This window comes from Streptomyces sp. NPDC110618, assembly GCF_055657065.1.
In genome coordinates this window covers 204063-217212 of record NZ_JBVKBN010000014.1, presented here as the reverse complement: position 1 = coordinate 217212, position 13150 = coordinate 204063, and the positions used below count along the sequence as shown (strand labels likewise).

Genomic DNA, 13150 nt, shown 5'->3' with positions numbered 1-13150 from the left:
GAGGTCGCGGACGTGATCGCGCAGGCGCTGAAGCCGTCCTACGACGCCGAGGCCCTCAAGGCCCGGGTCACCGCCCTCGCCGACAAGCACCCGCTGTACCCCGGCCTGAGCAAGTAGTAGTTCCCTGGTGGGGGCACCCGACGAAGTGTGCCCCCACCCTTTTTCTAGGAGTTCCCGTGGCCATCTCGGTCTTCGACCTGTTCTCGATCGGCATCGGCCCGTCGAGCTCCCACACGGTCGGCCCGATGCGTGCGGCCCGCATGTTCGCCCGCCGACTGCGCAACGAGGGCCTGCTGCCCTCCGTCGCCTCGGTCCGCTCCGAGCTGTACGGCTCCCTGGGCGCGACCGGTCACGGCCACGGCACCCCGAAGGCGGTGCTCCTCGGCCTTGAGGGCGCGTCCCCTCGGACGGTGGACGTGGAGACGGCCGACGACCGAGTGGAGACGATCAAGTCGTCGGGCCGCCTGAACCTGCTCGGCGAGAAGGAGATCCCCTTCTCCTTCGACGACGACCTGGTCCTGCACCGCCGCAAGGCCCTGCCGTACCACGCCAACGGCATGACGATATGGGCCTACGACGACTCGGGTGCGGAGCTGCTGTCGAAGACCTACTACTCCGTCGGCGGCGGATTCGTCGTCGACGAGGACGCGGTCGGCGCCGACCGCATCAAGCTCGACGACACGGTCCTGAAGTACCCCTTCCGCACCGGCGACGAACTGCTCCGCCTCACCCGGGAAACCGGCCTGTCGATCTCCGCGCTGATGCTGGAGAACGAACGCGCCTGGCGCACCGAGGACGAGATCCGCGCGGGCCTGCTGGAGATCTGGCGCGTGATGCGCGAGTGCGTGCAGCGCGGCATGACCCGCGAGGGCATCCTCCCCGGCGGCCTGCGCGTCAAGCGCCGCGCCGCCACCACGGCCCGCAAACTCCGCTCCGAGGGCGACCCGCAGGCCCTCGCCATGGAGTGGATCACCCTCTACGCCATGGCCGTGAACGAGGAGAACGCCGCTGGCGGACGGGTCGTGACGGCCCCGACGAACGGCGCGGCGGGCATCATCCCGGCGGTCCTGCACTACTACATCAACTTCGTGCCGGGCGCCGACGAGGACGGCGTGGTCCGCTTCCTGCTCGCCGCGGGCGCGATCGGCATGCTCTTCAAGGAGAACGCCTCCATCTCCGGCGCCGAGGTCGGCTGCCAGGGCGAGGTCGGCTCCGCCTGCTCCATGGCGGCGGGCGCCCTCGCGGAGGTCCTGGGCGGCAGCCCCGAGCAGGTCGAGAACGCGGCCGAGATCGGCATGGAGCACAACCTGGGCCTGACCTGCGACCCGGTCGGCGGCCTCGTCCAGATCCCCTGCATCGAACGCAACGGCATGGCCGCCGTCAAGGCGGTCACGGCGGCGCGGATGGCCATGCGCGGCGACGGCTCCCACAAGGTGTCCCTCGACAAGGTCATCAAGACCATGAAGGACACCGGCGCGGACATGAGCGTGAAGTACAAGGAGACGGCGCGCGGGGGCTTGGCGGTCAACATCATCGAGTGCTGAGGGTTCCGGCCGGGTACAAAGGGGGCAGCCGAGCAACTCCCGTTCCCCACTAGCACCTCAGGGAGCCCCCCACGATGCTGCGTGGCATTGACGTCAGCGCCTACCAGTCCTCCGCCTACGACACGGACGGCCTCTCCTTCGTCTTCATCAAGGCGACGGAGGGCCGTTCGTACGTCAACTCGAAGCTGACCGCCCAGACCAAGCGAGGCCGTGACGCCGGTCTGGTGGTCGGCTTCTACCACTTCCTCTGGCCCGGCAACATCACCGACCAGGCCGAGTACTTCGTCGAGCGCGCCCCCGACAAGCCCGGTGACATCCTCGCCGTCGACTGGGAGACGACCGGCGACGGAACGCACGCGAGCAACGCGGAGAAGGACCGCTTCATCCGCAAGGTGAAGGAACTGCGGCCGGACAACCGGGTGATCCTGTACTGCAACCGCAACTTCTGGCTCACCTTCGACAAGACCTCGTACGCCGGTGACGCCCTCTGGATCGCCGACTACGTGACCGCCGGCAAGCCGCGTATTCAGGCCAAGTGGCGTTTCCACCAGTACACCGACGACCCCTTGGACAAGAACGTCGCGGACTTCGCGAGCAGGGCCGCGCTGCGGGAGTGGGCGACGGTCACGCCCTGAACTCCGGCTTGCGTTCCGGGGATGCCTCCGCCTTCAGCGGGACGGTCACCACGACGATCTCCGCGCCCTTCGCCGCCTCCTCCACCGGCACGGGCGTCGCCCCGGTCTCCGCGGCCAGTTCCGTGAGCGTCTGCGGGCCGCGCGAGTTGGCGACCGCGACCTCGTGGCCGAGGGCCGTCAGTCGTCGGGTGAGATTGCCGCCGATGTTGCCCGCGCCGATGATGCCGATCTTCATGAGGGTCACTCCCGATCCAGCAATAGATGCATGTGCAAACGTATGGCAAACCCATGGCGCCGGCCCGGCTATTCCCGGCACGACGAAGGGGCACCCGTCCTTCCCGGACGGGCGCCCCTTTCGCACACGGCGCTTACTTGTTCAGGTACGCCCAGAACTCGTCGAAGCTCAGCTGCTTGTCGCCGTCGAGGTCGCGGGACTTGATGATGACCTCGGCCACCGCCTCGGTGACGTTCCAGTCGCCACCCTGGGCCAGGGCGGTCTTGAACTCGGCAGCGGTGATGAAGCCGTCACCGTCCGTGTCGATCCGCTCGAACTGCTTGCGTGCCTCGTCGATGTCCGCCACCGATCCGCCCCTTTTTCTTCGTACTGTTCTTCGTACCTTGTCGCGGCTTCTTGCCGGAGGTCAGGTTATCCGGCCGGATGAGCACACAACGCGAGGGCCGGGAGAGTCCGCGGTAGCGTGGCGAGCACGATGCGGAACCTTGCGGAGATTCTCGGGCGTGCCGCGCGGGGCGTCTTCCCGCCCGCCGACGGCGGGGTCACGGTCGTGCCGCAGCATTCGGCGCGGGACGCCGGGGTGCTCGCCTTCACTGCGCACTCCGTCGTGTTCACGGACGAGGACCCCGAGTGGGTCCACGACACCCTGCGCGCGCTGGACTGCGACGCCCTGGCCGCCACCATGAATCCGCGGTTCCTGGCCGCTTTCATGGCCCGCACCGGCCGCACCACGGACACCATCGACGTGATGCTCGTCGGGGAGCCCCTTCCGGGGCGGCCAAGGCCGGAGCTGACCGAGATCGACGATCCCGCGCATCCGCGCGTCGTCTCCTCCCGTCGGCGGCGCGACGACGTACGCGTGTGGGCGGCGCCCGGTGGCGTGCTGGTGCTCGGGCGTGGGATCGGCGGACGGCGGGAGGTCGCCGTGGAGGTGGCGGAGGAGGTACGGCACCGGGGGCTGGGGCGGGAACTGGTCACCGCCGCGCGGCAGCTCGCCGGGGAGCCGGTGTGGGCGCAGGTGTCGGCGGGGAACGCCCGCAGTCTGCGGGCGTTCCAGGCGGCCGGTTACCGGCCCGTGGGTTCGGAGGCGCTGTTCACGGGCCGGTAGGGGTCAGTGCCAGGCCTCGTAGTGCGGGTTGCTCTGGCAGCCGCTCATGATCTCGACCTTGGTGGTCTTGTTCACGGGGCAGACGCCGATGATGTACTTCCGGTGGATGCCGCCGGGGAAGGCCACCTCGACCTGGTCGGCCCACTTGTGGGTGTCGCCGATGGTCTTGTTGACGTCGATGCCGCCGGGCGCGTCGATGTAGTAGTTCCAGCCGGACTTCCACCACTTCTTGTACAGGTCGTGGTCGTAGGTCGTGGAGACGTACGGGGAGGGCTGGTTGACCAGGACGTAACTCTCCAGGTCGTACTGGCCGCCTACCACGTCCCTGGGCAGGAAGCCCTCCTCGAAGACGACCGTGGGGCCGCGGCCGTCGGCGCGGTAGAGGGTGCCGCAGGTCTTGCGCCAGACCGGTTCGGGGGTGATCCGGGAGACCTCGACGCGGCGGTCGGCGGCGGCCTTGACCGGGTCGTCGTACTGGACGGTGCAGTCGGCGGGAGCGGGCGCCTGCGCGGGGGACGTCGCGGCCGTGGTGGTGAAGACGGCGGCGAGGGACAGGACGACGGCAGCGGCGCGCCGCCGCAGTGGAGTGGTGATCATGGAGAGCACAATTCCGGTTCTGCGGCGGCGCGTTGTGGATCTTCACTCGTACGGCGGCGTGTCCGGGGAACGGCCTAGCGGAAGATGCCCGTGTGTCCGAGCGAGTACCGCCCCGGCTGCGGGTAGACGGCCAGGCCGTGCGGGCCGCTGCCGACCGGGATGCGGGCGAGCTGCTTGCCGGTGCGGGTGTCGATGGCGTACACCTCGGCGTCGTAACGCCCGGACAGCCACAGGACCTTGCCGTCCGCCGAGACGCCGCCCATGTCGGGGCTGCCGCCGTCGGGCAGGTGCCACTTCTTGGTGAGCTTGTTCTTGGTGAAGTCGAAGACGGAGACGCTGCCCTCGCCGCGGTTGGAGACGTACATCTCGCGCGAGTCGCGGCTGACGTAGAGGCCGTGGCAGCCCTTGCCCGTGGGCAGCAGTTCCGGCTTGCCGAACTTCTCGCCGTCCACCACCCACATGCCGTGGGCCATCATGTCGGCGATGTAGAACTTCTTGCCGTCCGGCGAGATCTTCACGTCCTGCGGCATGGCACCGTCGAAGGGGAGCTTCTGCTGTCCGACGACCTTCATCTTCTCGGTGTCGACCTTGAGCAGTTCACCGCTGAACTCGCAGGAGACGATGAAGTACCGGCCGTCCAGGGAGAAGTCGGCGTGGTTGACGCCGTAGCAGGTGACCGGCTCGGTCTTGATCCGCTTCATGGTGTGCGGGTCGCGGAAGACGAGTTCGCGGTCGAGGGAGGCCATCACCACCGCGTACTTGCCGTTCGGCGTGAAGTAGAGGTTGTAGGGGTCGTGGACCTCCACCTCCTTGCCCGCCTTGCCGGTCTTCGGGTCGATCGGGGTGAGCGTGTGGCCGCGGTTGTTGTTGACCCACAGGGTCTTCATGTCCCAGGACGGCACGACGTGTTGCGGCTGCCGGCCCACCGGGATGGTCTCGATGATCTTGTACGTCTCGGGGTCGATGACCGAGACCGTGTCGGACTCGGTGTTGGGGACGTAGACGCGGCTCGGGAAGTCCTTGACCACCGGGGAGAGCTTGTTGGGGCGGTCGGCGGCGTAGACGTCCTTGGGGTCCAGCACCGGGGGCATGCCGGGCAGCCCCTGGATCTGCTTCTTCTTCGGCGGCGCGGGGACGGCCGCGGCCTTGGTGGCGCGGGCCTTCTCCTTCTCGCTCTCCTTGGTCTCGGTGCCGCAGGCGGCGAGGGTGGCGAGGGCGGCGCCCGCGATCAGGCTGGCCTTCACGAGGTTGTGGCGCATCAGGTGAACAGCTCCGTGGTGGTGACGGCGGTCAGTCCGCGGCGGTGGAGGTCGTCGAGTACGGCGGGGAGGGCGGCGACCGTGTCGGGGTAGCCGAAGTGCAGGCTCACGATCGATCCGGGGCGGATGTCGGCGGTGAGGGTCCGGGTGAGGACGGCCGGGCCGGGGTCGGTGAAGTCGAGCGGGTCGACGTCGTAGGAGAGGACCTGCGGGTAGCCGGCCTCGCGGGCCAGGCGGGCGACGAGCGGGGAGGCGCGGGCGGCGCGCGAGGGCCGGAACCAGGTGCCGATGGACCCGGTCAGGCGCTTCAGGCGCCGCGCGCAGGCCGTGATCTCGGCGCGCGCCTCGGCCTCGGGCAGGGCGTTGATGTCGAGGTGGTGCTGGGTGTGGTTGCCGAGGTCGTGGCCGGCGTCGAGGACGCGCCGGGCGAGTTTCGGGTTGGCGTCGAGCCAGGTGCCGACGGCGAGGACGGTGATGTGGGCGCCGTGTTCGTCGGCGGTGTCCAGGATGGCCTCGGCGGTGCGCGGGTCGCCGTTGCCGTGGAAGGTGAGGGCGACCCGGCCGGTGCCGCGGGGGCCGTGGGTGAGGTGGGTCTGCCGCGCGGGGACGCGGTGCGGGGACGGGGCGCTGTGGGGGGTCGGGGGCGGCGCGGGCGTCGTGGGGCGGTCCGCGGGGCGGGTGGGGGTGCAGGCGGTCGCGGCGACCAGGGCGGTGGCGGCGCGCAGCACCGTCCGGCGGTCGGTGTGGGTCACGTGCCCCATTTAAGGGGGTTTACGGCGGATTGCCGATGATTACTCCCCTTGACGGAGAGGTCGGGCCGCCCTGCGGGGGTCCCTTGCGGTGGGGCCGGGTTCAGCGGTCCGCGACCCGCATTTCGAACCAGGTGGTCTTGCCCCGGGGGAGCAGGTCCACTCCCCAGCGGTCGGCGAGCTTGTCGACGAGGAACAACCCCCGTCCGCTGACGTCCATTTCCTGCACCGGCATCAGACAGGGCAGGCCCCTGGAGGGGTCGCGGACCTCGATCCGGATCCAGCCCCGGCGGCGGTGCATACGCAGTCCGAAGACCCGGGCGCCGGTGTGCCGTACGGCGTTGCCCACGAGTTCGGACACGAGTAAGACCGCATCCTCCGTCATCTTGGCGGTCAGGCCCCACTGGCGCAGGACGACCACTTGGGCCAGTCGGCGGGCGGTGGCGGCGGACTCGGGGCGGGAGGGGAGCGGAACTTCGGCCTCCGTCGGATTGCCGAACAACTCCAGCGCCTTGAGCGCGTGTTCGTCCTCGACCGTCGGCGACCAGCGCGCCGCGGTCGCACGGCTGTGTCCCCGCGGCTGTTCGATGCCCTCCAGCCCCGCCATGCCCCCATCATGACCGCCCGAGCGGGCCTTGGGGGCCGTCTCTGCGGAATACGCCCCCCGGAATCCACCATTCCGCGAGCATCGATCGGCATATGACGGCGGCATTTCGGAGTCCGGCGCAGCCCCTCCGACCTGCGACGGAGGCTCAGTTGACGGCAAGCGACAGGCCCCCTCGACAAGACAGGCTTAAGGCTCCCTTAAGGCTCCCATAAACCGTCCCATCGAGGGACCCGGATCAGACATCGCGTCAATTGCAAGAGGGGCGGGCGAATTGAGAGGGACTTCTCAGGTACGCGGAGAGGACTTCTCAGGTACGCGGAGAGGACTTCTCAGGTACACGGAGAGGACTCCCCAGGTACACGGAGAGGACTCCCCAGGAGCCCGGAGAGGACTCCCCAGGAGCCCGGAGGGGACTCCTCAGAGGCTCAGAGGAACTTCGCCTTGCCCGGGCCCTCTTCCACGAAACTACGCATACCGGTCTCCCGGTCGGGGGTGGCGAACAGGCCCGCGAACCAGTTGCGTTCGACCGCGAGGCCCGTCTCGATGTCCGTCTCCAGCCCCGTGTCGACGGCCTCCTTGGCCGCGCGCAGCGCGATCGCGGGGCCCTGCGCGAGCTTGGCCGCCCACGCGTGTGCGGCAGTGTAGACCTCCTCGGCGGGGACGACGCGGTCCACCAGACCGAGGGTGAGCGCCTCGTCCGCCTTGACCATACGACCGGTGAAGATGAGGTCCTTGGCCCTGGAGGGGCCGATCAGCCGGGCCAGGCGCTGGGTGCCGCCGGCGCCCGGGATCAGGCCGAGCAGGATCTCCGGCTGGCCGAGCTTGGCGTTCTCCGCGGCGATCCGGAAGTCCGCGCACAGCGCCAGCTCGCAGCCGCCGCCGAGGGCGTACCCCGTGACCGCCGCGACGACCGGCTTGGGGATCCGGGCCACGGCGGTGAACGACTCCTGCAGGGCGCGGGCGCGCAGGACCATGGCCGTGTGGTCCATGGCCTGCATCTCCTTGATGTCCGCGCCCGCCGCGAACACCTTCTCCCCGCCGTAGATCACCACGGCGCGCACGTCGTCGCGCCGGGTGGCCTCCTCGGCGAGTTCCTTCAGGCGGTCCTGGGTGGCGATGTCCAGCGCGTTCATCGGGGGGCGGTCCAGCCGGAGCGTGCCCACACCCTCGGCGACTTCGAGATTCACGGTCATGCCCCGCAGGTTAACGCCGACTAACGCCGACGCAGAAGGGAGGACCTCACCCCGCCGGTGTTACTTCTTCCACTCCGCCCAGGACATGTTCCAGCCGTTGAGGCCGTTGTCCGGGGCGACCGTCTGGTCGTTGGAGTTCTTGACGACGACCACGTCGCCGATGATGGAGTGGTTGAAGAACCAGGCGGCCGGGGCCTTCTTGTCCCAGGCGCCCTTGACGTCGCGCAGGCCCACGCAGCCGTGGCTGGCGTTGTAGTTGCCGAAGGCGTCGCCGCCCCAGTAGTTGCCGTGGATGAAGGTGCCGGACTGGGTCAGGCGCATGGCGTGGGGCACGTCGTCGATGTCGTACTCGCCGTCGTAGCCGACCGTGTCGCCGTTCATCCGGGTCTGGACGAACTTCTCGGTGATGACCATCTGGCCGTTCCAGGTGTCGTACCCGGGCTTGCCGGTGGTGACCGGGATGGTCTTGATGACCTTGCCGTCCTGGGTGACCTTCATCTTCTTGGTCTTCACGTCGACGACGGAGACCTGGTTGCGCCCGATGGTGAAGGAGACGGTCTTCTTCTGCTCGCCGTAGACGCCGTCGCGGCCCTCGACGCCGTCGAGGTTGAGGTCGACGGTGACCTTGGTGCCTTCCTTCCAGTACTCCTCGGGGCGGAAGTCCAGGCGGTCGTTGCCGAACCAGTGGCCCTCGACCTCGACGGCCGGCTCGGTCTTGATGCTGATGGCCTTCTCCACCGCGTCCGGGTCGGTGATGCCCCGGTCGAAGCGGACGGAGAACGGCATTCCCACGCCGACCTTCGAACCGTCCTCCGGGGTGAAGGTGCCGGTGAAGGTGGCCTGCGGGGTGAGGGTGGTGAAGCTGGACTCCTCGGTCTTCTCCCGGCCCTCGGAGTCTTTGGCGACCGCGCGCACCGTGTACTTGGTGGACGCGGCGAGGTGGGTGGACGGCGTCCAGCGGGCGCCCCCGTCGGTGATCTTCCCGGGTATCGCGCGGCCCTTGGCGTCCTTGACGACGACCTCGGACAGCTTGCCCTCGGAGGCGCTGACCTTGAGGGCGTCCATGGTGTCGACCGACTTGGCGCCGTTCTTCGGGGCTATGGAGACCACGGCCTGCGACGGCTTGTTGTCGACCTTCCCGGAGCCGGCCTCCCCCTTACCCTTGCCGTCACCGGAGCCGGAGCCCGAGTCGGAGCCGCCGCCGCAGGCGGCGGTGGCCAGCAGCAGTCCGCCGGCCAGCACCGCCGTCCACCGGCGTCGCGCGCGACCGCTGCGGTGGTGGGTCGCGCGCGCGTCAACCGACGCCCCCGATATCGGTCGCACGTTCAAGGTCCTTCTCTCCCCTCGCCGGGCCCGATCGGGCCCCCGCCCCCGCGCGTCGGATCCCGCGCTCGGCGCATATTAACCACAAGGTCATCCGGCTCGGCGCCCCGCGATTGTCACCGTTCCGTACCGAGTTCGGTGCGGACTGCGAGGGTTGTGCGGCAAGCGACCTCCATGTCCGGTTACTTCACCGCGCTTCCGGCCTTCCACGCCTTCCAGCTCATGTTCCACCCGCCGAGGCCGTTGTCGGGCGCGACCTTCTTGTCTTTGCTGTTGACGACCTCGACCACGTCACCGATGAGGCTGCGGTCGAAGAACCAGCCCGCCGGGGTGTCCGAGCCGCCGCCCTTCACATCGCGCAGTCCCACGCAGCCGTGGCTGACGTTCTCCCGGCCGAAGACGTCGTCCGCCCAGTAGTTGCCGTGCAGGAAGGTGCCGGACTCGGTGAGCCGCATGGCGTGCGGGACGTCCGGGATGTCGTACTCGCCCTTGCCGTCGTCGTCGGTGAAGCCGACGGTGGCGCCGTTCATCCGGGTCACTTCGAGCATCTCGGTGACGACCATCCTGCCGTTGTAGGTGGTGGTCTTCGGGGCGCCCGCGGTGATGGGCACGGTGGCGAGGAGTTCGCCGTCGCGCCGTACGTCCATGGTGTGCTTCGCGGCGTCCACGGTGGAGACCTGGTGGCGGCCGACGGTGAAGGAGAACGTCTTGTACTGCAGGCCGTAGACGCCGGGGGCGCCCTCGACGTCACGGAGCTTGAGGGAGACGGTGACCTGGGTGCCGGGCTTCCAGTACTCCTTCGGGCGGAAGTCCAGACGGCCCTTGCCGAACCAGTGCGGGCGGATCTCGACGGGCGGGCGGGCGGTGACGCGGACGGCGCGCTCGACCGCCGCCCGGTTCTCGATCTCGCGGTTGAACTCCAGGGAGACGATCATGCCGGTGCCGACGGTGGAGCGGTTCTCCGGGGTGACGTAGCCGATGAAGCGCTCCTTCGGCACCTGGGTGGTGAAGGTGGTGTGCCGGGCGGTGCGGCGGCCGTGGCCGTCCAGGGCCACCACGTCGACGGAGTAGCGGGCGGCGAGGGCGAGCCCGCGCTCGTCGGGCTCCCAGCGCAGTCCGTCGGCGGAGATCTGCCCGGGGACCGGGGTCTCCTGGGCGTCCTGCTCCTTGACGACCTTCACCGACTCCAGCCGTCCGCCGGCCAGCCGTACCAGCAGGGGTTGTTCGGGGTCGACGCCCTTGCTGCCGTCGTCCGGGGTGACCTTGATGACCTCCTCGGGTGCCCGTTTGCCGAGTCCGCCGAGGCCGACCCCGCCGGTGGCGTCCGTAGTGCAGCCGGCGGCCCCGGCCAGCAGTCCTGCCCATGTCAGTACGGCGGCCAGCACGGCCCCCGCGCGCCGCGCGCGCCCTTGTACATGCCTCACGGGGTGCCCAACGACCGGCCCCGCTCCGGGGAAACGTGAGTGCGAGCCAAGCGCTGGGCAGAACAGTGGGGAGGACGACGCGACGGGGAGCCGCGGGCGACGAGCCCGGAGCCGGAACCGCCATCTCGGCATGCCCGATTCCACGTCGTTCCAGGAGCCGTGGGAGGCCGAAGGTGTCCAGCAGCGCAGCCGAGCGTCAGGCGGTGGCCCGGGAGCACGCCGCCGAGGGTCCGGGGCCCGTCGTCAACGGCACCCCGCGCCGGGCGCCGGGCATGCCCGTGTGGCCGGGTGCGCCGACCCCGCTGGGCGCCCGCTTCCGGGTCGGCCCCGACGGGGTGGCCGGGACCAACTTCGCGCTGTGGGCGGGCGGCGCCGAGGCGGTCGAGCTGTGTCTGTTCGACGAGTCCGGCAAGGAGACCCGGACCCGGCTGACCGAGCTGACCCACGAGATCTGGCACGGCTTCGTGCCCGGGGTGATGCCGGGCCAGCGCTACGGCTACCGGGTGCACGGCCGCTGGGACCCGTGGACCGGCGCCCGCTGGAACCCGGCGAAGCTGCTGCTCGACCCGTACGCCCGCGCGGTGGACGGCGACTTCGGGCTGCCGCCGGAGGTGTACGGCCATGTCCGGGACTGGCCGCAGCAGCAGGTCGCGGACACCGTCCGGGACGACCGGGACTCGGCGCCCTTCGTGCCCAAGGGCGTCGTCGTGCACGATGACGACGACTGGCAGGACGACCGGCGGCCGAAGACGCCGTGGGCGGACTCGGTCATCTACGAGACGCACGTACGCGGCTTCACCAAGCTGCACCCCGGCATCCCGGAGGAGCTGCGCGGCACCTACGCCGGTCTCGCGCACCCGGCGGCGATCGAGCACCTGGTGAAGCTGGGGGTGACGGCGGTGGAGCTGCTGCCGGTCCACCAGTTCGCGCACGAGGACCACCTGCTGCGCCGGGGCCTGAGGAACTACTGGGGCTACAACTCCATCGGCTACTTCGCCCCGCACGCCGCCTACGCCGCCTCCGGGACGCGCGGCCAGCAGGTCGGCGAGTTCAAGCGGATGGTGCGGGCGCTGCACGAGGCAGGGATCGAGGTCATCCTCGACGTGGTCTACAACCACACGGCGGAGGCGGGCGAGCTGGGGCCGACGCTGTCGCTGAAGGGCATCGACAACCGGGGCTACTACCGCCTCCAGTCCGACGCCCGCCGCTACGCCGACTACACCGGCTGCGGCAACACGCTGCACGTGGTGCAGCCCCACGTCCTGCGGCTGATCACCGACTCGCTGCGCTACTGGGTGACGGAGATGGGCGTCGACGGCTTCCGCTTCGACCTGGCCGCCGCGCTGGCCCGCTCGATGCACGACGTCGACATGCTCTCCCCGTTCCTCGCCGTGATCGCCCAGGACCCGCTGCTGAGCCGGGTCAAGCTCATCGCCGAGCCGTGGGACGTGGGCTCGGGCGGCTACCAGGTGGGCGCCTTCCCTCCCCTGTGGACGGAGTGGAACGACCGCTACCGCAATGCCGTGCGGGACTTCTGGCGCGGTGCCCTCCCGGACGTGCGGGACCTCGGCTACCGGCTGTCGGGCTCCAGCGACCTGTACGCGTGGGGCGGGCGCCGCCCGTACGCCTCGGTGAACTTCGTGACCGCGCACGACGGGTTCACCCTGCGCGACCTCGTCTCCTACGAGCGCAAGCACAACGAGGCCAACGGCGAGGGCAACCGCGACGGCACGGACGACAACCGGGCCTGGAACAGCGGCGTCGAGGGCGAGACCGACGACGAGGGGGTACGGGCGCTCCGGCGCCGTCAGCTGCGGAACCTGCTGACGACCCTGCTGCTGTCGACGGGGGTGCCGATGCTGGTCGCGGGCGACGAGCTGGGGCGCACCCAGCGCGGCAACAACAACGCCTACTGCCAGGACAACGAGATCAGCTGGCTGGACTGGCGGCTGCTGGAGGAACCCGGTTGGCAGGCGCTGTTCGAGCTGACCTCGCGGCTGATCGCGCTGCGCCACCGGCATCCGGTGCTGCGCCGCAGGGCCTTCTTCTCCGGGCGGGCGCACTCGGCGGACGGGCTGCGGGACCTGGCCTGGTTCACCGCGCGGGGCACCGAGATGACCGAGCAGGACTGGTACGCGCCCGCCGCCACGCTCGGCATGTATCTGTCCGGGCGGGACATCCCGGGCCGGGACGAGCGGGGCGCCCCGATCGTCGACGACAGCTTTCTGGCCGTCCTGCACGCCGGGGACCGCCCGGCGCCGTTCGTCCTGCCGGCGCCGCCGTGGGCGGAGGAGTACGAGGTGGTCGTCGACACCTCCCGGGAGGAGCAGGACGAGGCGCCGGGGGTGGTGCACCGGGCGGGGGCGGAGGTGACGGTGCCGGAGCGGGCGGTGCTGCTGCTGAGGGTGGTGCGCTGAGTCCGTCCGGACCCTCGAACACGCAGGTCGTAGGACCATCGGAGGAGTCGGGAACGGGC

Annotated in this window: 12 protein-coding genes and 1 pseudogene; 4 read left to right on the top strand and 9 right to left on the bottom strand. The window is 70.1% G+C overall.

Annotated features, from left to right (window positions below; all coding sequences use genetic code 11):
* Positions 1–176: 176 nt before the first annotated feature.
* Positions 177–1544, top strand: coding sequence for an L-serine ammonia-lyase (locus tag ACZ7L7_RS24235; RefSeq protein WP_285510018.1), 1368 nt, complete (start codon positions 177–179; stop codon positions 1542–1544).
* A 74-nt stretch (positions 1545–1618) separates the two neighbouring features.
* Entirely contained in the window at positions 1619–2179 is a 561-nt protein-coding gene (locus ACZ7L7_RS24230; RefSeq protein WP_472077090.1) for a glycoside hydrolase family 25 protein, read from the top strand.
* Positions 2180–2207: 28 nt separating this feature from the next.
* Here ACZ7L7_RS24230 and ACZ7L7_RS24225 read toward each other — a convergent pair.
* Positions 2208–2438 (bottom strand): annotated as a pseudogene (locus ACZ7L7_RS24225) (NAD(P)-binding domain-containing protein); the annotation flags it as partial.
* 109 nt (positions 2439–2547) lie between these two features.
* Positions 2548–2760 (bottom strand): EF-hand domain-containing protein, encoded by a 213-nt coding sequence (locus ACZ7L7_RS24220; protein WP_093724182.1) that lies wholly within the window; start codon positions 2758–2760, stop codon positions 2548–2550.
* 129 nt (positions 2761–2889) lie between these two features.
* Here ACZ7L7_RS24220 and ACZ7L7_RS24215 point away from each other — a divergent pair, with 129 nt between their 5' ends.
* Positions 2890–3522, top strand: coding sequence for a GNAT family N-acetyltransferase (locus ACZ7L7_RS24215; RefSeq protein WP_471427583.1), 633 nt, complete (start codon positions 2890–2892; stop codon positions 3520–3522).
* Between the two features lie 3 nt (positions 3523–3525).
* Here ACZ7L7_RS24215 and ACZ7L7_RS24210 read toward each other — a convergent pair whose 3' ends face one another.
* From ACZ7L7_RS24210 to ACZ7L7_RS24180, 7 genes are all read right to left on the bottom strand, one after another.
* Positions 3526–4119 carry an ADP-ribosyltransferase gene (locus ACZ7L7_RS24210; protein ID WP_285510021.1) on the bottom strand — a complete coding sequence of 198 codons (594 nt, stop codon included), beginning with the start codon at positions 4117–4119 and terminating at the stop codon, positions 3526–3528.
* 74 nt (positions 4120–4193) lie between these two features.
* Positions 4194–5378 (bottom strand): YncE family protein, encoded by a 1185-nt coding sequence (locus ACZ7L7_RS24205; RefSeq protein ID WP_453604313.1) that lies wholly within the window; start codon positions 5376–5378, stop codon positions 4194–4196.
* Positions 5378–6130, bottom strand: coding sequence for a polysaccharide deacetylase family protein (locus tag ACZ7L7_RS24200; RefSeq protein ID WP_471593393.1), 753 nt, complete (start codon positions 6128–6130; stop codon positions 5378–5380). Before ACZ7L7_RS24200 ends, ACZ7L7_RS24205 begins: the two co-directional genes overlap by 1 nt.
* A gap of 100 nt (positions 6131–6230) precedes the next feature.
* Positions 6231–6734, bottom strand: a complete 504-nt coding sequence (locus ACZ7L7_RS24195; protein ID WP_453604317.1) for an ATP-binding protein — start codon at positions 6732–6734, stop codon at positions 6231–6233.
* A gap of 425 nt (positions 6735–7159) precedes the next feature.
* The gene (locus ACZ7L7_RS24190; RefSeq protein ID WP_285510025.1) at positions 7160–7927 is read right to left on the bottom strand and encodes an enoyl-CoA hydratase/isomerase family protein; all 768 of its coding nucleotides are present in this window, start codon (positions 7925–7927) and stop codon (positions 7160–7162) included.
* 60 nt (positions 7928–7987) lie between these two features.
* Entirely contained in the window at positions 7988–9256 is a 1269-nt protein-coding gene (locus tag ACZ7L7_RS24185) for a L,D-transpeptidase (protein ID WP_285510026.1), read from the bottom strand.
* Between the two features lie 176 nt (positions 9257–9432).
* Positions 9433–10674, bottom strand: a complete 1242-nt coding sequence (locus tag ACZ7L7_RS24180) for a L,D-transpeptidase (protein ID WP_472077087.1) — start codon at positions 10672–10674, stop codon at positions 9433–9435.
* Between the two features lie 173 nt (positions 10675–10847).
* Here ACZ7L7_RS24180 and glgX point away from each other — a divergent pair, with 173 nt between their 5' ends.
* A complete protein-coding gene (gene glgX / locus ACZ7L7_RS24175; RefSeq protein WP_471593395.1) occupies positions 10848–13091 on the top strand; it encodes a glycogen debranching protein GlgX in 2244 nt (747 codons plus the stop codon).
* The last annotated feature ends 59 nt before the right edge of the window (positions 13092–13150 follow it).

Bases quoted from the DNA above. Each gene is read 5' to 3' on its own strand.
- ACZ7L7_RS24190 (WP_285510025.1), bottom strand. From the start codon at position 7,927: ATGACCGTGAATCTCGAAGTCGCCGAGGGTGTGGGCACGCTCCGGCTG.
- ACZ7L7_RS24210 (WP_285510021.1), bottom strand. From the start codon at position 4,119: ATGATCACCACTCCACTGCGGCGGCGCGCCGCTGCCGTCGTCCTGTCC.
- ACZ7L7_RS24195 (WP_453604317.1), bottom strand. From the start codon at position 6,734: ATGGCGGGGCTGGAGGGCATCGAACAGCCGCGGGGACACAGCCGTGCG.
- ACZ7L7_RS24215 (WP_471427583.1), top strand. From the start codon at position 2,890: ATGCGGAACCTTGCGGAGATTCTCGGGCGTGCCGCGCGGGGCGTCTTC.
- ACZ7L7_RS24205 (WP_453604313.1), bottom strand. From the start codon at position 5,378: ATGCGCCACAACCTCGTGAAGGCCAGCCTGATCGCGGGCGCCGCCCTC.
- ACZ7L7_RS24230 (WP_472077090.1), top strand. From the start codon at position 1,619: ATGCTGCGTGGCATTGACGTCAGCGCCTACCAGTCCTCCGCCTACGAC.